Origin of the sequence: Plectonema radiosum NIES-515 (genome assembly GCF_025753815.1) — a bacterium.
In the GTDB taxonomy this organism is placed as follows: domain Bacteria; phylum Cyanobacteriota; class Cyanobacteriia; order Cyanobacteriales; family Nostocaceae; genus Hassallia; species Hassallia radiosum_A.
The window spans coordinates 1-23,604 of record NZ_JAOWRF010000252.1 but is presented as its reverse complement, the minus strand read 5'-3'; the positions used below and the strand labels follow the sequence as shown (position 1 = coordinate 23,604).

General features: G+C 41.6%; 18 protein-coding genes and 1 pseudogene. 3 read left to right on the top strand and 16 right to left on the bottom strand.

Annotated features, from left to right (window positions below; all coding sequences use genetic code 11):
- Positions 1-489: 489 nt before the first annotated feature.
- From OGM63_RS17765 to OGM63_RS17740, 7 genes and pseudogenes are all read right to left on the bottom strand, one after another.
- Positions 490-2,445 (bottom strand): protein kinase domain-containing protein, encoded by a 1,956-nt coding sequence (locus tag OGM63_RS17765; RefSeq protein ID WP_318528487.1) that lies wholly within the window; start codon positions 2,443-2,445, stop codon positions 490-492.
- A gap of 12 nt (positions 2,446-2,457) precedes the next feature.
- A pseudogene (locus OGM63_RS30060) lies at positions 2,458-2,529 on the bottom strand (4-Cys prefix domain-containing protein); the annotation flags it as partial.
- 873 nt (positions 2,530-3,402) lie between these two features.
- The gene (locus OGM63_RS17760) at positions 3,403-4,488 is read right to left on the bottom strand and encodes a serine/threonine-protein kinase (RefSeq protein WP_263746953.1); all 1,086 of its coding nucleotides are present in this window, start codon (positions 4,486-4,488) and stop codon (positions 3,403-3,405) included.
- A 478-nt stretch (positions 4,489-4,966) separates the two neighbouring features.
- On the bottom strand, positions 4,967-7,201 hold the full coding sequence (locus tag OGM63_RS17755) for a glycoside hydrolase family 57 protein (protein ID WP_263746952.1): 2,235 nt from the start codon (positions 7,199-7,201) through the stop codon (positions 4,967-4,969).
- A 106-nt stretch (positions 7,202-7,307) separates the two neighbouring features.
- Positions 7,308-7,538 (bottom strand): NifU family protein, encoded by a 231-nt coding sequence (locus OGM63_RS17750; protein WP_263746951.1) that lies wholly within the window; start codon positions 7,536-7,538, stop codon positions 7,308-7,310.
- Positions 7,539-7,847: 309 nt separating this feature from the next.
- Positions 7,848-9,599 carry a sensor histidine kinase gene (locus tag OGM63_RS17745; RefSeq protein WP_263746950.1) on the bottom strand — a complete coding sequence of 584 codons (1,752 nt, stop codon included), beginning with the start codon at positions 9,597-9,599 and terminating at the stop codon, positions 7,848-7,850.
- Positions 9,600-9,773: 174 nt separating this feature from the next.
- Positions 9,774-10,010: a hypothetical protein gene (locus tag OGM63_RS17740; RefSeq protein ID WP_263746948.1), complete on the bottom strand. Its 237-nt coding sequence runs from the start codon at positions 10,008-10,010 to the stop codon at positions 9,774-9,776.
- Positions 10,011-10,569: 559 nt separating this feature from the next.
- On the opposite strand from OGM63_RS17740, the gene lepA reads away from it, so the two are divergent.
- The gene (gene lepA / locus OGM63_RS17735) at positions 10,570-12,381 is read left to right on the top strand and encodes a translation elongation factor 4 (protein WP_263746947.1); all 1,812 of its coding nucleotides are present in this window, start codon (positions 10,570-10,572) and stop codon (positions 12,379-12,381) included.
- Positions 12,382-12,690: 309 nt separating this feature from the next.
- Here the strand turns inward: lepA and OGM63_RS17730 are convergent, their stop codons facing one another.
- From OGM63_RS17730 to OGM63_RS17700, 7 genes are all read right to left on the bottom strand, one after another.
- Positions 12,691-13,437, bottom strand: coding sequence for a Uma2 family endonuclease (locus tag OGM63_RS17730; RefSeq protein ID WP_263746965.1), 747 nt, complete (start codon positions 13,435-13,437; stop codon positions 12,691-12,693).
- A gap of 55 nt (positions 13,438-13,492) precedes the next feature.
- Complete coding sequence (locus OGM63_RS17725; RefSeq protein ID WP_263746946.1) at positions 13,493-14,446, bottom strand: Rieske 2Fe-2S domain-containing protein; 954 nt, start codon at positions 14,444-14,446, stop codon at positions 13,493-13,495.
- A 159-nt stretch (positions 14,447-14,605) separates the two neighbouring features.
- Complete coding sequence (locus tag OGM63_RS17720) at positions 14,606-15,226, bottom strand: Uma2 family endonuclease (protein WP_263746945.1); 621 nt, start codon at positions 15,224-15,226, stop codon at positions 14,606-14,608.
- 377 nt (positions 15,227-15,603) lie between these two features.
- The gene (locus OGM63_RS17715) at positions 15,604-16,491 is read right to left on the bottom strand and encodes a helix-turn-helix transcriptional regulator (protein WP_263746944.1); all 888 of its coding nucleotides are present in this window, start codon (positions 16,489-16,491) and stop codon (positions 15,604-15,606) included.
- Positions 16,492-16,875: 384 nt separating this feature from the next.
- The gene (locus tag OGM63_RS17710) at positions 16,876-17,292 is read right to left on the bottom strand and encodes a hypothetical protein (protein WP_263746942.1); all 417 of its coding nucleotides are present in this window, start codon (positions 17,290-17,292) and stop codon (positions 16,876-16,878) included.
- Between the two features lie 39 nt (positions 17,293-17,331).
- A complete protein-coding gene (locus OGM63_RS17705) occupies positions 17,332-18,183 on the bottom strand; it encodes an FAD-binding domain-containing protein (protein WP_263746941.1) in 852 nt (283 codons plus the stop codon).
- A 94-nt stretch (positions 18,184-18,277) separates the two neighbouring features.
- A complete protein-coding gene (locus OGM63_RS17700) occupies positions 18,278-18,832 on the bottom strand; it encodes a Uma2 family endonuclease (protein WP_263746940.1) in 555 nt (184 codons plus the stop codon).
- 150 nt (positions 18,833-18,982) lie between these two features.
- Here OGM63_RS17700 and OGM63_RS17695 point away from each other — a divergent pair, with 150 nt between their 5' ends.
- Positions 18,983-19,636 (top strand): restriction endonuclease subunit R, encoded by a 654-nt coding sequence (locus OGM63_RS17695; protein WP_318528486.1) that lies wholly within the window; start codon positions 18,983-18,985, stop codon positions 19,634-19,636.
- Between the two features lie 5 nt (positions 19,637-19,641).
- On the top strand, positions 19,642-20,808 hold the full coding sequence (locus tag OGM63_RS17690; protein ID WP_263746939.1) for an IscS subfamily cysteine desulfurase: 1,167 nt from the start codon (positions 19,642-19,644) through the stop codon (positions 20,806-20,808).
- Positions 20,809-21,022: 214 nt separating this feature from the next.
- Here the strand turns inward: OGM63_RS17690 and OGM63_RS17685 are convergent, their stop codons facing one another.
- Entirely contained in the window at positions 21,023-21,982 is a 960-nt protein-coding gene (locus OGM63_RS17685; protein WP_263746938.1) for a cyanophycinase, read from the bottom strand.
- 256 nt (positions 21,983-22,238) lie between these two features.
- Complete coding sequence (locus OGM63_RS17680) at positions 22,239-23,426, bottom strand: glycosyltransferase family 4 protein (protein WP_263746937.1); 1,188 nt, start codon at positions 23,424-23,426, stop codon at positions 22,239-22,241.
- Positions 23,427-23,604 lie beyond the last annotated feature (178 nt).

Here is a 23,604-nt window from a genome sequence, read left to right as displayed (position 1 = left end):
AAGCGATCGCATTCCAAATTTTCTGCCATATTTTGTTATCTTTTTTCGACTAATTGCTCAAAATTAGGCATTGACATTTGGCATAGTTGAAGTCCCCCGCCATGCGAATGTAGATTTAGCGGCAAGATGAAAGACGAGTCAGATGACGATTCCATCCCCAAACAGTCTGACTCTTCAAGCGCTAGTAGTGCAGTCAGAGGATGGATGAGGAAACGAGCAAATTTATGATTTAATGGAGACATCTTGACCCTTCGGGTTCGCCACTTTGACTCTAGAGAAACTGACACCACCAAGTGGCTCACCATAAATGCCATAAGCGCTCCCCCAAGCTAAACGGTAAATGTTGCAAGAAAAAGATTTGGGTCTTGGGAACCAGGACTCCTGACAAGAGGAGGGAATGTAAGACCAATAGAACGAATGTGTTCTTGTCGTTGTTCCCGTTGAATTGGGAAGCCGACACTTACCGCTACGCGGTAAGTATGTGGTAGTTCACTTAGACACTCGCCAAATCTTGATAGTGTTGTCCTCACTACCGCTGACGAGGGTCTTGCCATCAGGACTCAGGGCAAGGGATGTCACACTTTTGGAATGCCCTTTCATGGTGCGGATTTGCTTTCCGGTATCGAGATTCCACAATTTGATCGTTTGGTCAAAACTGCCACTAACAAGGGTTTTGCCATCGGCACTAAAAGCGAGGGATGTGACTGTTTTGGAATGCCCTTTCATGGTGCGGATTTGCTTTCCGGTATCGAGATTCCACAATTTGATCGTTTGGTCAAAACTGCCACTGGCAAGCATCTTACCATCAGGGCTGATGGCGACGGATGTCACGGTTTGGGAATGCCCTATGAGGGTGCGAATTTCCTCACCTGTTTCCAGATGCCAGAGTTTGATGGTGTTGTCAAAACTACCACTGGCAAGAATCTTACCATTTGGGCTGATGGCGACAGACCGAACCCAGAATGAATGCCCTTTGAGTGTGCGAATTTGTCGTCCTGTATCGAGATTCCACACTTTGATAGTATTGTCATCACTACCATCAACAAGAGTCTTGCCGTCGGTGGTGATGGCAAGGGCATGAACTGAGTCAGAATGCCCTACAAGAGTGCGAATTTTTCTGCCGGTATTGAGATTCCATACTTTGATCGTATTGTCCTCACTACCACTAACCAGTTTTTGTCCGTCTGGGCTAATAGCGAGGACATTAACTCTGTTGGAATGTCCAATCAGTGTATAAATTTCCTCTCCAGTTGCCAGATTCCGTACTTTGATAGCGCGATCGCTATTACTGGCAATAGTGTTACCATCTGGACTGATGGCGACAGATAAAACTGAGTTATGAAAACCATTGAGTGTTTCGGAATTAGAAAAGTTCCCGAAGCCAATTGGTGAAGGATGTCTTAAAATCGCTTCTCTACTATCAGGATTAATGTTCCGTTGATTCAAACTAGACGATAAACTGCTTTCTAAACGGCGAGATTGCTTATACCAAACATCGCCTAACCCCAACAACAGAATTACACCACCTGTCAAAAATAAATTTCTTAATACTACATATTGTTTTGGTAAAGATGGTGTTTGAGTTGGTGGTGGTTCGACAGCCGAGTACCGATTTGCGGCTGGTACTTGCAGTAACTGTTTTTCTGTGAAATCTCTGAGAACTTCATCAACTGATTGATAGCGCTGCTGGACCTCTTTTTTTAACAGCTTGTCGAGAATCCAATCCAATTCATTACTAATCGGACTTTTTAAATATTGCCGCCAATCTGTAACCCAGCCATACCCATATTCCATCCACAACTGAAAAGGAGAAATTCCCGTTAGCAGATGAAAGCAAGTAGCACCCAAACCAAACAAATCACTAGATGGATAAGCTTTTCCATCTCTGATTTGTTCAATCGGGGAGTAGCCATGTGAACCAATTGAAGTACCAATTTTATTTTGGACTCTTGCTGTTAACTGTTTTGAAGAGCCAAAATCTATCAAATTTAATCGCCCGTCACTTTGACATCGGATAATATTTTCGGGTTTGATATCTCGGTGAATGACTCCGCGATCGTGGATAAACTTTAAGGTTGATAATAAGTCTATCAAAATTTGTTTAATTTCCTGATAGTTATAACCCTTTCGTAACTGCAACTCTTTTAATAAATTGTGTCCATCGATAAACTGCTGCACCAAATATAGACAGCCGTCTTGCTCAAAATAAGCTAATAAAGTCGGAATTTGCGGATGTTCTCCGAGCTCTTGCAGTCGTTTAGCTTCTGCTTGAAACAACTCCATTGCTTTTTTTTGCGCCCAACTGCCTTGGAATTTTGGTGCTAATTGCTTGATGACGCAGCGTTCGTTAAGTTTATCGATATCTTCTGATAGATAGGTTCTGCCGAATCCACCCTCATCTGAAAGTACTCGAATTACACGGAAACGATTTCGCAACAGTGGCACGAGAGGGGTGCTGCATGTTTGACAAAACTTCTTTCCTTCAAGATTTAGGGGATTTGGGCAATCGGGATTTATGCAGCAGATCATGATCTGATGGGTGCGACTGCGTGACAAATGATGCTAAGTTTGCCCCAAATTTTCCCTTAATAAAATTGGCTCTCGTGTACTTTTGGTAGACAACACAGGTTTTGGGGAGTGGGGAATTACTTATTAGTATACGTTTGCAATTAATAGTTAGTTTTCCAAGACTCCGGAAAACCAAGAGAGCCGGATGATTTATTATTCTCCCGATTATACAATAATCTGAACAAAAAAAAGTTTCTGATGAATAATTTTGTGCTCATTAGTTTATACATTGGCAATTAACAATCTTGTTAGTATTAATGGAAACTTTTTTATAAGTTTCTATTACTGACACGCAATTGAGTAAAAATGTTTGTTTGTTAGCAGAAAAATAGCGTAATCGTGTAAGTTTTGCCACTTATGCAACTAGTTTATCAGGGTCAAAAGGGTTAAAAATAAGTTGCTGAAACCCAGCTTCAAAAGCTTTAGTACGCGGTTGCGGATATGCATAACCACACGGGTTATGCAAGGGCAGGAAGAAATCCTCCGAAATAAGCTTCTTTGAGTCTGATAGAGCAAATCAGCGAATAACCATCTTTGCCTTGGATACAGATGTTGCTGATTAAAACATCTGGCTTTGATTCTTCTATGGCTTCAATAGACGTCTCCAGAAATTAATTATGCGTTGCCCGAACCCTTGTATAGACGTTAAATTTAACCTCTCTACATTATTTTTCAAATAGGTTGTCTAATGGCTTCATCTACAGATGTTACCGTGTTCACCTGTGATTTCTCTAATCTTTATGTAATAAAATTTTATATCTGCTTTATGTAACGACCATTACATGTGGCGATCGCATCGACAAATATATGAAAAATCTGTTTTAATTTTTCTGATTAATTAGATACTTCAGGTAAGCAACGATTAAATTTCGGATGATTTTTGGCATTAAGCTTTGCTTTCCATTCGCGAATAGCGCTAGCTGTGCGTGCTACAGGTGACAGGTAATCAGAGTATTCTGCGTTTCCACTACTTTTACCTCCCTTGGGTTGGGTAGTTAAACAATTCATCAAAGTCGGTAAATAGCTTTCCAAACCTAAGGAATACATAACATCATTAGTTGTCTGAAAACGATCTGATAACGACACCTTCACCATTTTGCCTAAAACTTGAGCAAAATGGTCACTGACATCTACATGTTTTTGCCAACATATATCGCCGGTATTCGAGTCATACTCAAATTCAAAAGGTGCTTTGCCAGTTAGCAGATAAAGACAAGTCACTCCGACTGCGTAAATATCACTAGCATAAACTGGACGTAGGGAAAACTGTTCTGGTGGGGCAAATCCCATAGTCCCGACAAAATTTGTTGAGGCATTTTTATATTCTTCGCTGTCACTAGTTTCGACTAATTTCTCTTTAACTGCGCCAAAATCAATTAAAACCACCCGTCCATCATCTTCAGAGCGTAGCAAGTTCTGGGGCTTGATATCGCGATGAATTACATGATGTTTATGAACGTATTGCAATACTGGCAGGAATTCGTGCAAAAACTGTTTAACTGCGGCTTCGCTTTTGAGACCGGTTCGTTTGATTTCCCGTGCCAAAGTAGAACCGTGTACGTATTCTTGAACTAAATAAAATTCTCCATTTGCTTGAAAGTAGTCTAAAAGCATGGGAATCTGAGAATGACTACCAAGCTGACCTAAGGTTTTTGCTTCTTTTTCAAAGCGATCGCACGCTCGTTGCCAATTTTTCGGACTACTTACCTTGGGACAAAGCTGTTTAATCACACACAGAGGATTTCCCGGTAGAATCATATTTTTGGCGAGAAACGTGATGCCAAAACCACCTCTGCCCAATATTTTCAATATTGCATAGCGATCGCGAAATAACTGCGCTTGACCACACAGTTTACCAAGCTGAGTCTGCTTTAAAATATCCGCATGAAAGTTTGATGTTTTCGGAGGAAAGCTATTCATCAGGCTATAGGGGGGTTTTGCTTAAATGCTAAATGTCTTTAATTTAACCATAAAGATTCTTTTACGCCAGTAGCATTACCGTTTTAGGACTTACGCACTCCTGATCGATAAAACGAACCGCCAAGTACGCCAAGTGCGCCAAGCAATAAGAGTTGCAGAGAGTTTTTGCGCTCATTCCTGCCTTTATTTGCTACCATCCTGACCTTTCACGCAATTGAAACCAAAATTCTCCCAGGTTTCGCTAATTTTCCGGATGGATTGGGCACTTTATTGAGGGGGGAAAGGGGAAAGAAATAAAGAACTTTCTTTGTCTGCCTCTAACTCGATAATTTTTACCGCTTTGATAGAGGTTCGTAGTAAGCGCAAAGAGCGCTTATCTTAGGCACTTCAGTGCCTACTACGAATCTCAATTGATATGCAGTTTTAGTCTTCGCTTTTCCATGAGTCCCTTTCCCATGAGTCCCCTTTCCCCTTCCCCCTAAGGTACTTCAATCGGGATTAAAGCATTTTCCGGCAAATAGTCGCAAAAACGCCCTTCATCTGAAAGCACCAAAATCAAGCGCACGGGATAATCTGGTGGGACTTGCAAATCTGCCCACGGTACCGCCACTTCTAAACAAGTATCTAAAGCTGCTTGAGCGCGACTGAAACGGGGAAGCCATTGATAATTGTCCCCAGCTTCGCGAAACTGAATCGATTGCGTCAGCAAATTAATTGCCAAATGATGATGGAAATGATAATTAACTGGTGCTGCATCCGGCACATCCGCCAAAGGAATCGGGCTGTTGTGCATTGTTTTATCAGGGTAATACCAAAGCAAATTCAACTCTGGTGGCAAATCTTGCCCTGGTGCGACACCACTTTTTAAATCCACCCGTAAATAGAAATTCAGGTGATCCACTCCATACCAAAGTCGCTGGATGAGGCTGCTATTATGCATTGTCCCCCGCGCTCCGCCGATTTCTATGCGTCCGGCTTTGTCCCAGTCTTGTTCATCGCCTTTGCCGTCAATTACTGGATGAATAAAGCTTTGTGGGCGACGATCTGTCTTTGCTGTGTGCGTTTCTACTTCTTTTTTTAAATAAGAGGGTATAGGTTCATTTAATGCTTTGTAAATTCCATACAAGTGTTCGCGGAACAACTGGTCAAAGATGGCATCTTGATTTGAGGAATGCCCCTCACCAAACCACCAAAACCAGTCGGAACCTTCGGCGGCATATAAAGCTTCCCAAGCTTCGGGATTGTTTTCTTCAGTGGCTTCTGGATGATTGGCAAGGGTAAGCCTAGCATGTGTGAGGTAGTCCCAAGCGCGATTTTTGGCTCTATCGCCGATCCAGGTGGTGAAGCTGCCATCTACCCAAGAACCGCTATGTAGTTGATTTCCGGGAATGGTTGCTGTGGGGGGAAACTGTTCGATAAATTCGGAGACGGTAACGAGTTTAAGATTTGGTTCGTTACTTAAAGTTTGATATAAGGCTTCTAAAAAGGGTTTGCCATCTTGGGGATAAAATTCCCAGCAATTTTCGCCGTCTAGAGCGATGGTAACTAACCAAGGTTGTTCGCTTTGGCTGTCTTTTTGCATTTTAGCGATCGCCTGTAAATGTCCCACTAAGTCGGCAGCGGCTTGTTTTGGCGGCATTGCCCCGTAGGTAAAGCCGATCAAGTCTGATAATCTGTGGTCGCGAAAGACGATCGCCAAATCACCAGCGGCAGTTTCTAAACGATACGGTCGGTAAAGTAACTCTGGTTCCAACACGTTCCCCGCTCCATCACGGTGGAAGAAGTGTTTTTTTGTCCACCCTAAGACGGCTTCATCTGAGCAAATCCACTTAAATCCTTGTTTAATAATATCTGGAAGTATCGCCGGACTGACTGACTGTTCTGAGGGCCACAATCCACGCGGTTCTTGTCCAAAGCGGTCTTGATATAAATCCCACGATTTCCGTAAGTGGCGAGGAATATCTTCTGCCCATTGAAAGCGGCTTTGGGGCAATGTCATATTTGGCACTGCAACCCGTCCGGAGTTGGTATCAGCAAGTAGAGGCAAAATCGGGTGAGTGTAAGGTGTGGTGGTTACTTCCAATTGCCCCGCGTCTTGCATTTTGCGGTGTTGTGGTATTATTTGGCTGAGGATTTGGCGCTGTTTAGAGTAAATGCGTTGGCGATCGCTTAAACTAAAATCCTTACCCTGCTTTAACCAAGTGGCAATTTCTGGATCGTCCCAAAACAGCGGATCAATCCACGCTAAGTTATGCCAAGCCAGCAAATCGCCGTAATCTGACAATTGCCAATTTGCTAAACACCAATCTGCCGAAAGCTCCTGTTTTTGCTGATACAACTGAGCATACCGAGGATGCGGATCAATCAAATTGTGGCGATTAGCATCAAAAAAATGTTCGATAATAAATTGCCGCTGTTGAGTCGTCAGTTGTTCAACGGGTGTCAGACTCGCTTCTAAGTAAGGATCAAAGGCAGTGCCAGCAATGTAATCTTCTAATTGCAATATCAGCGAAGGAACTAAATTCACCGTTTGGTGTAACTTAGGATACCTTTCTAAAAGTAGCACCAGATCGAGATAATCCTTAGTGCCATGCAAACGCACCCAAGGTAGGCGGTAATCCTGACTACTTTTCACAGAAACGCCGCTGTTAGGAGATTTGTACAGCGGCTGATGTTGATGCCAGATAAAGGCGACGTAAAGGGGTTGAGACATAGGATATAGTTAGGAGTTAAGAGTTAGGAGTTAGGAGTTAAGTCAAAACTCATAACTCCTCGTAGAGACGTTCGGTGTGGAACGTCTCTACCGCTCCTCCTAACTTTTACATTACTTGCTCCACTTCGGCAATTTCTGGAATCATTTCACGCAGACGGCGCTCAATACCCATTCTCAATGTCATTGTAGAGCTTGGGCAAGAACCACAAGCACCTTGTAGTCGCAGCTTGACAACAGGACCATCGAGTTCTACGAGCTCCACGTTGCCGCCATCAGACATCAGGTATGGGCGTAATTCATCCAAGACTGTCTCTACGTTATCAGTTGTCAGTTCCATAAGTTTAGACCTCGTAAATGAATGATTGAATTGGGGAATAGGTAACGGGCATTGGTAATAATTCTTTTTCCAGTCCCCAGTCCCTAGTCCCCAGGATTTTATTTTCTCGCTTTATTAAATTGATCGTAGATCCAATTGCATCTGAATTGCTTTTGGTTGTTCGTCGGTTATCCTGTGTTACAGACTATTGACAAATAACTAAATCTGTGATCTTAAGTACAGCATAATGTTGGAATATCTGAACTCTATCCGTTCAAATTAAATATCTGAGCGGTTTACCGCTCACTACGAGCTAAGAGTACATTTTATTTAATCTGGGGTGTCAATTTCACTTGATAAAACCATAACTGGCTGTTGATATAAAGGTACTGTGAATGTGACTGTTGAACCAAGCCCTTCGCCCAAGCTGTAAAAATTGACTTCACCACCCATTGCTTCTACTAGCTTCTGAGATATTGCCAATCCTAAACCTGTACCACCATATTGGCGAGTGCGGGAACCATCTACTTGGGAGAATAATTGAAATAATTTGTCTTGTTTATCTAAAGAAACGCCAATACCTGTGTCTGCTACACGTACTCTTACCATACCAGGAAATTGCTGGTCTTGAAATACTACTTTTTTGCGAACTACGTCAGCGCTGAGAGTTATACCACCTTCATGAGTGAATTTTATCGCGTTGCCAACTAAATTGATGATTACTTGCTTGAGGCGTAGATAGTCACCGTGGACAATAATTTCATCGGAGATATCGGGGGTTTGCATCTCGAAGCTGAGGTTTTTCTGTTCAGCTTGCATGTGCATAGAAGTTCCCACATCGCTCAATAACTCGTCGAGATTTACTGAACGCAGTTCGAGATCGGTTTTGCCGGCTTCGATTTTGGCAAAGTCTAAGATGTCTTGGATGATATCGAGTAGGTGTAGAGATAATTTATGGGCTTCTAGCAAAAATTGGTTTTGTTCTTCAACATCATCTGCCATACCGTCCAAAATCAGGCGTTGAAAACCGATCATTCCATTTAGGGGGGTGCGAATTTCGTGAGATACATTGGTGAGAAATTCGGTTTTCAGACGGGAGGCTTCTTCAGCTTTTTGACGTGCGGCTTCTAATTCTTTATATAATGTGGCGTGAGCGATCGCTGTTCCTAATTGATCTGCTACTTCTTTTGCCAAGTCTAATTCTAATGAAGTCAACTTGTAGTACTCATCTGGCAAGCTGACGGCAATTAAAGCATTCGGTTGGTCTTGATGGCAAGTCGCAACTACTAAAATTTTCTCTTGCCTAAACAGTATATGCTTAGGCTTATTTTCCATAATTGGTTCTAGGGTTGCTAAAGCTTGAGCAAATGCAGGTTCAGTTGCTAAATCTATTTCTAACCCTAGTATTGAGTCCAAATCTGGCTTGTGATACTCTGCTATTATCGATATCTTGGCACTTTCTTTTTGGTATGGACAAATAATACAGCGTTCTAACCGTAGTGCTTTTCCTAAACTGTCAACTGTTTGTTGCCAAATAATATCTAAATCTAATGTCCTTCTGATGTTTCTGGTAATTTGACTTACCAACTTTTGGTATTGATGTGAACTTAAAGCTAACTCTAACTCTGTTGGTTGTGGTGCTGGCAGATGTACTGCTTTTTTGTTGCTTTTTGTTTGTAGCAATCGTCCCATTACTAAAACTGTTGTCGCGGCTGTGCCTAAGGTCGGCATAATTGGGCTGATTACCAACTCCAACTCAAATAATTCCTGACGATAGCTAAACCAGCACTGACACCTTTCTGGGACCAAATTTTTCACAATTCGCCCTAAACGTTGCAAATAGGCAACCTTTTCTACCGGGGAAAAAATTTCATCCCGATTTAGATCGCCTATTATTTGCTCAGAATTTATCCCCAAGCGATCGCCTGCACTCCAATAAAATGTCAGGTAATCTCCTCTGGTGTCTTGGGTGTACACCAACTCCGATCCCAGAGTTGGTATTGAATTTTCAACTTTACTGGTAATAGATTTCAGATTCTTCGACAATAGATTCGGAAGTTGGGAGTTGGCAGTAATACTCATGACTTGAGCTAGATAAACAAACGTCAGCCGCAAGGGTTTAGCAAAAGCTGCTTAAAGTTTGGCATAAAATGTTACAACTGTGGCATCTTCGCAATGTTTTTTTCGCCAATTTGTGATCTTCGACAAAAAAATTACATTTCTTCATCCTCTGTTTATAACTTATCAAAGGATAAGTCAATCATTCCATTCCCCGCGTGGTGGAACAGGTGTACGGTAAGGAGTACGCGTCAGCTCATCATCTCTGTTAACTTCACCTCGCAACCACTGACGAATTGCCACCTCAATCACTTTACTGGGATCGTTGGTCAAATGTTGAATTTGCTCTACTAACTCAGAATCAAGGTGGATAGCGATTTCTACCTTATCGGCTTGTCTGTTTTCCGCATCGGTAGCTTTCTGTTTTATATTCATAGCTTTGTATAAGGATAAATTCATCTTGTCAAAGGCTTTGTAAAGAAGACAATTATACACAAGTAGTTGATTTGAAAAATCTTCGTTTCTTGGAGTTCTATTTTCAACCCATACTGCCAAAGTAGCAGTTTCGGGGAATGAACTCACAATTTTCCGAGAATCCTGACAAAACAATAGCTCTATAAATTTTCTCAGTCAATCAGCAATTTCCGGGCAATCACGAGGGTGCGATCGCCTCGGAATGTGTGTATTTTTTGCAGTTCTTCATGTTTATTGTACGCCTCTGGTTGTTCAATACCAGATGCTATAGATATAGACCTTCATATTTCTCTTCAGGGGAAGGGGTAAAGGATAAGAAAAAAGAAATATTTTCCCTTGTCCCCCTTGTCCCCTTGTCCCCTTGTCCTTATTGTCACCTTCCCTCCCCCACTCCTCCACTCCTCCACTCCTCCAATCCTCCAATCCTCCACCCCCAAGAGCCTAAGCGCGAACTAATTGCATTACAATACATGAAGGAAATAGCTTTCTCAACTCGCTTGCCGCTTAATTAAAGAAGTATATGACTGACGTTCCCGCAGCTCGCATTCGCAATTTTTGTATTATTGCTCATATCGACCACGGGAAATCTACCCTCGCTGACCGCTTACTGCAAACTACTGGTACCGTGGAACAGCGGCAGATGAAGGAACAGTTTCTCGACAACATGGATTTAGAACGGGAGCGCGGCATTACAATTAAGCTGCAAGCTGCCCGGATGAACTATAAAGCAAAAGACGGTCAAGAGTATGTACTGAATTTAATTGATACTCCTGGGCATGTAGATTTTTCGTATGAAGTATCGCGGAGTTTAGTTGCTTGTGAAGGGGCACTTTTGGTAGTTGACGCTTCCCAAGGTGTAGAAGCGCAAACTTTGGCAAATGTATATTTAGCGCTAGAGCATAATCTAGAAATTATCCCAGTTTTGAATAAAATAGACTTGCCAGGAGCAGAACCAGAAAGGGTAATTAGCGAAATTGAGGAAATTATCGGTTTAGATTGCAGTAATGCGATTCAGGCTTCTGCGAAAGAGGGAATTGGCATCTCGGAAATTTTAGAGTCAATTGTGGAGCGCGTACCACCCCCACAGAATACGATAGATCAACCTTTAAGGGCGTTGATTTTCGATAGTTACTACGATAGCTACCGGGGAGTGATTGTTTATTTTCGGGTGATGGATGGCAAACTGAAAAAAGGCGATCGCATTTATTTGATGGTGTCGGGGAAAGAATACGACATTGATGAATTGGGTGTACTTTCTCCCACTCAAAAGCAAGTTGACGAACTCCACGCTGGGGAAGTAGGTTATTTAGCCGCATCGATTAGAGCTGTCGCCGATGCACGGGTAGGTGATACAATTACCCTCACTGCGAAAAAAGCCCCAGAACCTCTGCCCGGTTACACCGAAGCGAAACCGATGGTCTTTTGTGGAATGTTTCCCATCGATGCTGACCAATTTGAAGACTTGCGGGAAGCTTTAGAAAAGCTGGAGCTCAACGATGCAGCACTGCACTACGAACCAGAAACCTCTAGCGCGATGGGATTTGGCTTTCGTTGTGGGTTCTTGGGGTTGCTCCACATGGAAATTGTCCAAGAACGGTTGGAACGTGAATATAATCTAGATTTAATTATTACAGCGCCATCAGTAGTTTACCGGGTGACAACCAACAAGGGTGAAGTCCTGTACATCGATAACCCCAGCCGTTTACCTGCACCCAACGACCGGGAAAAGATAGAAGAGCCTTACGTTCAGGTAGAAATGATTACGCCGGAAACCTACGTAGGTAGTTTGATGGAGTTGTCGCAAAATCGGCGCGGTATCTTCAAAGATATGAAGTATCTTACCAAAGGACGCACCACACTGACTTACGAGCTACCTTTGGCGGAAGTTGTCACCGACTTCTTTGATCAAATGAAATCGCGATCGCGTGGTTACGCAAGTATGGAATATCACATCATCGGCTATCGCGAAAATCCCTTGGTGAAGCTGGATATCATGATTAACGGCGATCCGGTGGATTCTTTAGCGATGATTGTCCACCGTGATAAAGCTTACAATGTTGGACGAGGGATGGCTGAGAAACTTAAAGAATTGATTCCCCGACACCAATTTAAAGTGCCAATTCAAGCGAGTATTGGTAGTAAGGTTATTGCTAGCGAACATATTCCCGCTTTGCGGAAAGATGTACTCGCTAAGTGTTACGGTGGTGACATCAGCCGTAAGAAGAAACTCTTGCAGAAGCAAGCAAAGGGTAAAAAGCGGATGAAGTCTTTGGGTACGGTGGATGTACCGCAGGAAGCTTTTATGGCAGTGCTACGCTTAGATCAAGATTAATCCTCGTTCCCGTGCTCTGCATGGGAATGCTATTAGTAGACATAGACGTGAAATTGAGCGTTGTTGAATCCGGGGCGTGAAAATGGTTTTACATAATACCAAAATCCTTGTAGAGACGTAGCAGTGCTACGTCTCTACATCCGGATTCATGCATCAATTAAGCAATGCCTGAAATTGAATGTAGAGACGTGAAATTTCACGTCTCTACAAGGGTTTTGGGCAACGGATAATCAGCATAGCGGTCGATGTCTATTAGGGCAAAGCCTTTAAAGTTGCAGGCAATAGCCCAGTAACGAGGCAAATCAATTATCATTTTTGAACTTCTGTCCGGACGATATCGATTGATAGTCCCAATACCTCTGCTACCTGCTCAACAGCTAACCCCATTTGTAGTAAACGAGGAATCGCATCAAGTCTGGCTTGTTGAGCCTGTTGAGCTTGTTCTTCTAGGGTTGGGTAACGATTTCCTTGCTCATCATACCAAGATAAAACTTCGCGTTGGATGATTCCAGAAGGGTCAGGCGATCGCCCAATTCCTAATTTAATCTCTGGCATCCAAAATGGTTCTCTTTTTTGCAATTCGTAAGAACCATCAATCAGCTTATAAACTTCAAATGGTTGATGGCGGTCTCTTTGCCAATATTCCGGATTATAAATAATGTAGTATAATACCCCCAAATTCGCATAAATCGCGGCTTTGGTGTCGTATTCCTCTCCTGGTGTCCAGGAAACCACCTCTAAAACAAACATCGGTGGTATATCATTTTCTTCCCACACAACATAGCTTCTGCGAGATTTTCCTTGTTTGCGTCTTTCCACACCCAAACTCAAAAAACCATCGGGGACAACCGGGACTCTAGGATTCACTCCAGTAGTGTGGTAAACTCCCATATCAACAGCGAAAAACCAATCTTGACGAGTTTTCCAAATCGCTTCTAGTAAAAACAGCAGAAAGTTGGGGATAAAATTCTGGTCTTCGTTATCCACAGGTGTATCGTCAGAACACCAAAGTTCGTCACCACTAGGCAGGTATTGTCGTAAATTGGATGACATCATAAACAAATTGTAGTCAGCGCTTAAGCGCTTAAAGCTTAACCAGCCAAATTCTACTTTACCAATTGTGATAAAGCTGACGAACCCAATGTAAAGGTTCTTCATGAGAAAGCCTAATTTTCGGTTCAAATCTTGGATAAAGATTTTCTAACATCACTGCATCTTGCCGAATTATTTCCTCTGTAGCTTTGATAGTTGGTGGTTCAAGAATTGAGTTAAAAATACCAAAGGATTTTTCAGTCAAGAGTGGGATAAACGTGCGTGTCGTGTTTTTGGTTTGTGGATATATGGTGAACACTTGCACAAGTTTCCCCAACGGTGAATCGCTATAAACAACTACAAGAGATGGAAAGTAATTTTCTAGAACTAATTCCACCGGATTGGGAGTAAATAGTAAAGCTATATTTTGTCGGTACTCATTCAGAGTATTTTTCTCTCTAATGTGCTTGATAGTAGAGACAGAAAAATAATTATTAGCTTGAAAGTCATTAACTATTGTTTCTTTGATTCTAAAAAGTTCTCGATGAGTGCCTTGAGCGTGATCTACATCATGATTAATTTCTAATGCATCAATAAAAGGTGCTTTTATAGTTACATCTCCCGCTACACCGATAAATCGAAACTGAGTTGATAGCTTTTCCAAAACATCTGGAATGGGAAGCTTTGGTTCTTGATTTGCGTAAGTCCAAATAAAATCACCTTGCAAAAATAACTTAAGTTGTTTTGCGAGAGGTTTGGAAGTTTTTTCATTTGGTAAAATTGCTTTACCTTCCGAGTCAAATTCTAATGCATGAAAAGGACAAGCGATTGTATTAGTTTCCGGGCAAATCCAACCATCAGAAAGCTTTGCACCCATGTGAGGGCAAATATTTTCTAAAGCGGAAATTTCACCTTTATCGTTTTTCCAGAGTACATAATCTTGACCACAAATAGTAAATAATTTGGGTTTATTTACTTTGAACATGGATTTGTGAGCAATTAACCAAGGGGCACCGGGTAAATTCCAAGTCATATGCAACGCAACTAATACTTCTATTTATTAGTATGGCGATCGCGCTTCCTTATGTCTTGTATATTCATCCGATTTTTTGTACGTTCTTGCTATATTTGCAAGATTTTTTAATCTTGAGCGTCGAAGTCCACTAGACATCTGTTGGAAAAGATGTAGAGACTACCAAGTGCTACGTCTAATCAAGGGTTCTGGGTAATGCATAATAAAAGAGCGGTCGATGTCCACTTTATCGTAAATATCTGCGAGGGAAATTTCAAAGGAAATAGACGCTAAAGATATCGTTACATCAGCATCTTCATATTCAGTAAATATCCAGCGATTGTTATCTGTCTTGCTGTATTGTTCAACGTGCATTGTATACTGGTCAATTAGCAGATATTCTTGAAAGCTGGGAATTGTTCGATAAGCCGCAAATTTTTCATCTCGGTCATAGCTTTTGGTTGATTTTGAAAGTACCTCAGCAATCATTATCGGATTTGTCAGAGTGTCTTTTCTTCCTTCTTGAAATTCAAGTTCACCCGCAACAACCATCACATCAGGATAAGTATTAATTCGCTTTTGAGGAATCCATAATCTTTGGTCTGTCACAAAAACGCGTAATGGTTGACGTTTTAGAGCAAAATTGAGCGTACCGCTTAGGTTGAGAGCAATTTGGTTATGATTGGGTGTTCCACCTGTGATTGGGATAATTTGACCATTAATATATTCGTGTCGTTCTTCGGATTTTAACTCTATTTCTAAGTATTCTTCAGGTGAGTAATAGCGTTCAGCAATAATCATGGAATTTTAACCCCCAAGGCTATAAATTATTAACTTAATATAGCGGTTTTCAATTGATATCATGTCCGGGAGCTTACCCATGATACCGAATATTGTAGAGACGTTACATGTAACGTCTCTACAAATATTTTATTACGGTCATGTTACCGGACATGATATGAGGTATATAAAACCTCACCCCCTTCCCCTCTCCTTATAAAGCAATACCGTTCAGTTAAACCCCAAATCCTCGTAGAGACGTAAGCTAGCTACGTCTCTACAGGTCTAAAATCAGTACCAAAAATCCTTAACACGCCCGCGTATTGCCTTATAAAGGAGGGGGGTGTCCGGAACTCCCGGGGTGAGGTCTTGTTTGTACTGCACCGAACCGAGAAGTGCTATATTTGTTTCGGTGTTATACCCAGCAACCTTTTAAAATGTCTATTAAGATGACTTTGGTTAGCAAAACCAACTTTGTAAGCAACTTCTGCAATACTCAAATCACCTTGCAAAAGGTAGTTTTTTGCACGCTCAACCCGACAGCGAATTACATATTGATGTGCGGAGATTCCCACTGATTGTTTGAATAAGTGAGAAAAGTAATGCGGACTCATCTGCACTAAAGCCGCCAACTCTGTTAAACTTAAATCCTGTTCTAAGTGGGCGTTTATATAGTCAATTACTTTCTTAAATTTATACTTTGGCAAACCGTCTTTATATTGTTGCAAAATCGGTTTGCGTGTTGAATAATGTTGCATTAAGTGAACTGACAAAGCATTTATCATCGTCTCTGCATAAAGACGACTATTTGTCGGATTATTTTCTAACACACTTTTCAGCGCTAATCCAATTTGGTAAATTAGAGGATCGGGTGTGGCAAAGTGCGGTAATAATTCCAAATCTTTTGCATCTGCTGCTTCATCAATTGTACGAGCGAAAACGTCAGCTTCTATACCGAGAATGATAAAATCACCTTCATCTTCCCAAGCAGCACCTTGACCTATGTTGACCGGAGTAATAACTATATCACCTCCGACTACAGCGTCACGGTGAAAGCGTCCATCTAGTTTGCGATCGGCATGAATTATACGGTTTCCATGAGTAAAAATCGCAATAGAATGCCAACGAGGGGTAGAAACTTCCGGCACTTCATAAGCAGGTTGACACATATAGGCAAAACATACTCCACACCAACCTACATCTAAGCTAGTGAGGATTGGTGGACGTGGGTAAAGCTGCAATGCGTCACTTTCTTCGGTTAAGACTAAGGGCTTTTCTTGGGGCATAGGTTACACAAATGCCTATCTACCCAATATATCATGTCCGTTTAATTAACAGTAATAAAAACGTCGCAACCGTCGTAGAGACGTTCCACTCTTTACGTCTTTCCATTGTGAGTAATAAACCTGACATAATATAATATATCAGTTTCTAAATAAGAGCGTGAAAACTCTCTTTTTCTCCTTTCTTGGCGTTTTTGGCTTCTTAGCGGTTCGTTAAAAAATAATTTTCACAAATCACATAAAAACCGTATATACATATTCATTAGACATCTCCGAAAAACAATGTAGAGACTTCGTATTTCTCCGAAAAACAATGTAGAGACTTCGTCTGATCGCGTCTCTACAAAGGTTGTAGACAATGCATAATTAATTTTTGGAGATGTCTATTTATTCAAACACATATTTTTCAGCGACTTTCCAATAGCGAGAGAAGCGTTTCAAGTCGATATAGCCGTCGTATTCAAAAAACGGTTCTACTTCAAAAATTTCCAAGTCCAAAGTTTTTTCAATTTCGTCACACATCATATCAAAACGTGGACTAACACTTTCTGTGGTGACAACTAAGTTAGTATTATGCTCTTTGGCAAAAGCTAAAACTTCTCGCACTACATCACCACGACGAATGACAACGGGTAATTCAAGTAAGCATTCATAGATAAAAGTGAGGCGTTTTAAACTTAGTTGCCATTCTTCAATTAAAGCATCATCCCAAACCCAAATTGCGGGTGCATCGGGGTGTTCTTGTAGTGCGGGATTTTGGGGGCTGAGGCAGTCTCCATGCACCCAAATAATTGGTTGAGTCATTGGTTTTTAGATTTTAAATAACGAACCACACCAAGATTTTTAACGGCGTTTTTTGCCTTTTTGCCAACTTTGACTGTTAGCTTGTTTGTTAAATTCGGCTTTAGGAAAAAGCTTTTGTTCTATTTCTTCATAACTACCTTCAAAGTCACAATGACCGTAAAGGGGACACTGTTTACAATAAACGCTTTCGGTGTAACGTTCTAAATTTTCGCGGTTGAAAAAATAAGCTTTGTGACTAAAGGTGCTGGCTACCCATTGCCATGACATATTATTGCTAGCAGGATCGCCATCTAACAAATGCTCTAAAAACCACTTTGCACCGGCTTGCCAACGAATACGCCGCCAGTGGACAATGTAAGCTGCCATCCACATGCGTGCATGGTTGTGCAAGTAGCCTGTTTCTCGTAAGTCACGGCTGAAGCTGTCGATGCAAACTCTGTCTGTGGTGCCTTGTTTGATGTCTTCTGGTAACTCAGGTGCGTAATTTGAGGGGGTATAGCCTGTTTTGTATTCTTCTTGGTCTTGCCAGATATTATCGCCTAGTTTGGCGTATAAACGCTGCCAGTAGTCTCGCCAGCCTAGCTCGTTAATTAGTTTAGTTGTTTCGTCTGGGTTTTGCACCCCCTCAACGACATAATCTCGAATTTCTCGCAAACTGAGAACACCATAACGAATATAAGGTGAAAGTCGCGTTACTGCACCTGTGAAAAAGTTACGTGTTTTTGCGTAGCGTGCAGAATCTACTTTTTGTAGCGCTTTCTCGGCGGCTTTGCGTCCGCCCACAATTTCGCTGATATGATTATCTCGTTGTGCTGCGTCTGGAAATTGTTCGCGGAGGTAAGTTACTAACTCTTCGCGGTTAGTAAAGTCGCGCTTCATGTTGTTGGTCATTTGTCAAGTATTTGACGTTCAGTCGTAACTACACTCATTCTAATTATGGCGGATGAATGCAAGCGATCGCTCCCGCTCATATGAGATAATTTTTTTATTCAAATACTGGGGGCCATATTTGCGAAATCGAAATTTCCCACCCCAGAAATAACTCTGGAATAATTAGCTTATCTTCACCCGTCAACACTTCACCTTCACTATTTAAGCGATAAATTGTTAAAGTCAATTCATCTGGATTAATTAATATCCCAACTAATGCACCTAATTGCAAAAATAGTTTAATTTTATCTTCCAAGGGACGGATGCGGTCTGTTTTCGATTTAATTTCTACTACTAAATCTGGAACTAATTGGGCAAAGTCGCGGATTGTACGTTTCAATCTTTGGGCTGACACAAAGGAAACATCTGGTGCCCGCAATTCGCTGTTAGGCATAATAAACCCACCACTAGAATCAAACACACGTCCTAGTTTACGCGGTTTAACCCAGTTTCCCAGCAATCTGATAAACTCAGCCCCAATTTCACTCGATTCAATATCTGATGGACCCATAACGACAATGCTTCCCTCTTGTAGTTCTAGTTGATAGTCGCAATGGTCTTCTTTGAGCTTTTCTTGCAGTCTTTCTAAGTCGTCGATGGTCAGAGTCATGGAAACCTTAAGATTGTTCTGTGGCTATTTTAGCGTCGTTTCAATTGGGGTGTTAGAGAACTGGTAGTATATACTATCTGGTAGAAATTAAATATGCGTTATCCAGAACCTTTGTAGAGACGCGAAATTTCGCGTCTCTACATTAGAATAATGAATAAAGCTGGTATTTTATCAACTATGGTTACAGTCATCCAAGCACAAACCGTTAACATCATTGACTTAAAAGAAAAATTTGGTCTACAACGAGATAACAACGACCAATTTTTTACAGAGTGGTTTGATAATCTGCCGGAAATTACTGATTCAGAAAAGCAGGCTCTAGATCGAGTTAAAACTAATTATCTTAGCTTAGTTGATCGCCGCCCTATTTTAGAAGAATTGGTAAAATTGGTTGTGCTAGCTCCCTTGTTAGATTTAGCTGGTTTTTATCGTCTTCCTTTTGATATTGAAACCGAAGAATCTATACAAATTGCTTTGGAAGATGAAGGAGAAATTCTCCGAGGTCGCATTGATGTGCTGGTTCTCAAACAACAATTGTGGTTATTAACTATTGAGTCTAAAAGGGCTGTATTTTCTCTAATAATGGGTATACCCCAAGCTCTAGCTTATATGTTGGCTAATCCTCACCCAGAACGACCTACTTTTGGGTTAGTAATGAATGGCAGTAATTTTATTTTTATTAAATTAAGTAAGCAAGATGCACCAAAGTATGCTTTGTCTGATGAATTGACGCTGTTGAAACGCGAAAATGAACTGTATAAAGTTCTGAGGATCTTAAAAAATCTGGGTTCAATTTTGATTTAATAATTATGTCTATTCGTCCTATATATCTCGATTCTCACGCTACCACTCCCGTAGATGAAAGGGTACTAGCAGCAATGCTACCTTACTTTACTCAACATTTTGGAAATCCTTCTAGTAATAGTCATGTTTACGGTTGGGAAGCAGAAGCGGCTGTTAAACAAACGCGAAAGATTTTGGCAGAGGCAATTAATGCCACTCCCGAAGAAATTGTCTTTACCAGCGGTGCGACAGAAGCGAATAATTTAGCGATTAAAGGTGTTGCTGAAGCTTATTATCAAAAAGGGCAACATATTATTACTGTTGCAACTGAACATAGCGCAGTTATTGACCCTTGTAATTATCTCAAAACTCTTGGTTTTGAAATTACAATTCTTCAAGTTGAAAAAGACGGGATAATTAATTTAAATCAGTTAGAAAAAGCTTTGCGTTCTGATACAATTTTAGTTTCGGTGATGGCTGCTAATAATGAAATTGGCGTTTTGCAACCGTTAGCAGAAATTGGTGAATTATGTCGCAGTCAGGAAATTATTTTTCACACTGATGCTGCACAAGCGATCGCTAAAATTCCCCTTGATGTGCAAGCAATGAAAATTGACTTGATGTCGCTAACTGCACACAAAGTATATGGTCCTAAGGGTATCGGTGCGCTATATGTGCGTCGTCGCAATCCTAGAGTACAACTCGCACCACAACAACATGGTGGTGGACATGAACGGGGAATGCGTTCTGGTACATTATATACACCGCAAATTGTCGGCTTTGGTAAAGCTGTAGAAATCGGTTTAGAAGAACAAAAAAGAGAGAGCGATCGCTTGACACAATTAAGAGACATATTGTGGAAGCAACTTTCCCAATTGCCAGGAATTCATCTCAACGGACATCCTACCCAACGATTGCCAGGAAATTTAAATATCAGCGTTGAAAAAGTTGATGGATCTGCACTGCTGTTAGGATTGCAACCTGTAATGGCTGTTTCTTCTGGATCTGCTTGTTCTTCAGCGACAACTGCACCTTCTCATGTTCTCACAGCGCTGGGACATTCGGAACAATTAGCTTATGCATCGGTGCGGTTTGGAATTGGTAGGTTTAATACGCAAGAGGAGATTGACAGGGTAGCAGAACACTTTATTTCTACGGTGCAAAGTTTGCGGAAGCAGGCAACGTTTGTGTGAAATCTCGCACAGATGTATAAATTATATTAGACATCTCCAAAAATTAATTATGCATTGTCTACAACCTTTGTAGAGACGCGATCAGACGAAGTCTCTACATTGTTTTTCAGAGAAACACGAAGTCTCTACATTGTTTTTCGTAGATGTCTATTATAATCTGCGTTGGTACACATATTGTAGAGACGTAGCACAGAATAGTCTCTACGAGGGTTAGTTAGTATGGATTTGAATCTATTCGCCCTCTTTTGACGCTCCTTAGATAATATCCTGTTGTTGGTCTGTTTTTCAAGTTGAATGTGTCACCGCTGTTAACTTTCCAGATTTTGTAGTTGGAGTAGGTTAGAGGAGTTCGCTTGGAGCAGACTTCAGGAGTGCGATCGCCTAATATAAAGTATGCTGGACCTTTACCCATTACTTTGGCTCTGCCGTTGTTATCGACAACTACCGATGTATCTTCGCTAACTGCTATCCCCAAAGCACTTTTAGCTACACCATCTTTGATTTGACGAGCGATAAAAGCCATTATCCTACCCATTCTTTCCCGCTTGTAAAAGTGGGTGTCTACAATGGTTCCCCTCAGATTTGCCCACGAAAAAAAGTTATAGGTAAAGTTTACATCTCGATAAGGATCTGCGAGTGCGTCTTCAGTTTCAACGCTGTTTCCACAAGCATTATAAACAAAATCACTTTGAATCATCGCTCCCGCACTAGTTCCTCCGATACCACCTTTCCTTGCGTAAACTGATTCTACAGCAGTTTCCAGCTTGGTGTTTTTCAAGTTGCGAATATATTTGCACTGGTCTCCACCTGCAAAGAAAATCACCTCTGCATTTTTAACTTGATTGACAATATCAGCGTTGTTTGCGTCTTTGCGGTTGGTAATGACGAAAGTCTGCACCGAGTCCACTCCTTTCATCTGGTAAATTGGTTGATTGTAGCTGTCATCCCCAGAAGCACGAAGAACAACTACATCAACCTTGGTGGTACAGTTAGTACATCCCCTAACTCGGTTAATCATCCACTGGATAGCTTCATCGACATCGGAACCACCTCCACCCAAATCAAAGACGGGACCTGCTAAGGGAGGATTGACATTGGCAGCGTTACCCTTTAAATTGGGCGTTACCTTCGCTTCAACAGGCAATATTGAGGCGATCGCTATTATCCAGAACATCCTGAGCGCAATCTTAAACAATGTATAGTAATTGTTGGTTGATAGTAGTGAGCTGTTGGTTGATAGTTGTTGGTTGATAGTAGTGAGTTGTTGGTTGATAGTTGTTTACTCCAAACTCCTAACTCCCAACTCCCAACTCCCAACTCCCAACTCCTAACTCCTAACTCCTAACTCCTAACTCCTAACTCCCAACTCCTAACTCCCAACTCCAAACTCCCAACTCCCAACTCCCAACTCCCAACTCCAAACCACGCTCTTACCATACAACGTGCGATCGCTCTAGGACTGTCCGCTGATATACATCTTCTGTTTGCTTGCCTATTTTAGACCAGCTAAAGCGTCTTTCTAAATCCTCATAAGCATTATCAACTAACCATTGCCGATAACCTGGATTTTTCAACACTTCCAGTATTCCCCAAGCTAGAGAATCTGAATTGTTAACCCAGGTAACAATACCTGTTTTCGTGTGTTGCACTACTTCGGGAAAACCACCTGTATCAGAAACGACTACCGGAACGCGAGAGGCAAAGCTTTCTAACGCAACAATACCAAAGGGTTCGTAAAGACTAGGAAAAACGGCACAGTCAGCGATGGTTTGAAATTTATCTAAGTATTCATCGGACATAAAGCCGGTAAAGTAGCACTTGTGGGCAATTCCCAAATCCCAAGCTTGACGTTTCAGATGATCGGTATTGCCACCACCAATAATCACAAACTTGACGTAACCACCCATTTCTGAAAGTATCTTTGGTGCTGCATTTAGCAATCCGGAAACGTTTTTTTCATAGGTCATGCGACCGACATAATAAACGATTTTTTCATTATCGTCGGCAAATTTGCGACGAAAATCCTGGGCATGAAAACCTTGATGGTGTTGTTTCTTTTCTGGTCTAATACCGTTATAGATGACATCGATTTTATTCCAAGGGCTGTGAAGCGCTCGTTCAACTTCTCGTCGCATGTAGTCGGTACAAACGATAATCCGCCAAGCGTTAAAAGCAAGTAGATTTTCTTTGCAACTGATATAATGTTGGGTATTAGTGTGAATACCGTTGTGACGTCCGAATTCGGTTGCGTGGACTGTAGCAATTAACGGCACTTTAAAGGTATTCTTGAGAGCGATCGCAGCATCCCCCACTAACCAATCATGAGCATGGATAATATCAAACGAACCATCTTCTAGCATCAACTTACCACCGTGATGCCCCATGCTGTCATTTAAGTTTACCACCCAGTGGAAAAAGTCGTTAGCACCAGCCACCGGCACGCGATGTATATGCACTCCATCCACTATCTCATACATCGGTGCATGACCAAATTCCACCGTAATCAGGTGGACTTCATGCCCTAACTTGACTATTTCCGGGTACAACTCAGCCACATGACGTGCAATTCCTCCCACAATACGAGGTGGAAACTCCCAACTTAATACTAATATCTTCATCAACTAAACTCTCCGATTCTTTACATTTACAAATATCCAAAAATATAACTAGGGACGCTTGGAATGGGGAATGGGGAAGCGTGGTGTGGGGGAGTAGGAGAAGCGTGGTGTGGGAGAAGCGTGGTGTGGGGGAGTGGGGACGGCAGAAAGAATTATTTTCATTGTCTCCCCTGCCCCC

Coding starts and splice junctions, on each gene's coding strand:
- OGM63_RS17685 (WP_263746938.1), bottom strand. CDS start 21,982: ATGTTCTGGATAATAGCGATCGCCTCAATATTGCCTGTTGAAGCGAAG.
- lepA (WP_263746947.1), top strand. CDS start 10,570: ATGACTGACGTTCCCGCAGCTCGCATTCGCAATTTTTGTATTATTGCT.
- OGM63_RS17745 (WP_263746950.1), bottom strand. CDS start 9,599: ATGAGTATTACTGCCAACTCCCAACTTCCGAATCTATTGTCGAAGAAT.
- OGM63_RS17720 (WP_263746945.1), bottom strand. CDS start 15,226: ATGATTATTGCTGAACGCTATTACTCACCTGAAGAATACTTAGAAATA.
- OGM63_RS17750 (WP_263746951.1), bottom strand. CDS start 7,538: ATGGAACTGACAACTGATAACGTAGAGACAGTCTTGGATGAATTACGC.
- OGM63_RS17700 (WP_263746940.1), bottom strand. CDS start 18,832: ATGACTCTGACCATCGACGACTTAGAAAGACTGCAAGAAAAGCTCAAA.
- OGM63_RS17740 (WP_263746948.1), bottom strand. CDS start 10,010: ATGAATATAAAACAGAAAGCTACCGATGCGGAAAACAGACAAGCCGAT.
- OGM63_RS17710 (WP_263746942.1), bottom strand. CDS start 17,292: ATGACTCAACCAATTATTTGGGTGCATGGAGACTGCCTCAGCCCCCAA.
- OGM63_RS17730 (WP_263746965.1), bottom strand. CDS start 13,437: ATGATGTCATCCAATTTACGACAATACCTGCCTAGTGGTGACGAACTT.
- OGM63_RS17760 (WP_263746953.1), bottom strand. CDS start 4,488: ATGAATAGCTTTCCTCCGAAAACATCAAACTTTCATGCGGATATTTTA.
- OGM63_RS17680 (WP_263746937.1), bottom strand. CDS start 23,426: ATGAAGATATTAGTATTAAGTTGGGAGTTTCCACCTCGTATTGTGGGA.
- OGM63_RS17705 (WP_263746941.1), bottom strand. CDS start 18,183: ATGACCAACAACATGAAGCGCGACTTTACTAACCGCGAAGAGTTAGTA.
- OGM63_RS17715 (WP_263746944.1), bottom strand. CDS start 16,491: ATGCCCCAAGAAAAGCCCTTAGTCTTAACCGAAGAAAGTGACGCATTG.
- OGM63_RS17690 (WP_263746939.1), top strand. CDS start 19,642: ATGTCTATTCGTCCTATATATCTCGATTCTCACGCTACCACTCCCGTA.
- OGM63_RS17725 (WP_263746946.1), bottom strand. CDS start 14,446: ATGACTTGGAATTTACCCGGTGCCCCTTGGTTAATTGCTCACAAATCC.
- OGM63_RS17755 (WP_263746952.1), bottom strand. CDS start 7,201: ATGTCTCAACCCCTTTACGTCGCCTTTATCTGGCATCAACATCAGCCG.
- OGM63_RS17695 (WP_318528486.1), top strand. CDS start 18,983: ATGAATAAAGCTGGTATTTTATCAACTATGGTTACAGTCATCCAAGCA.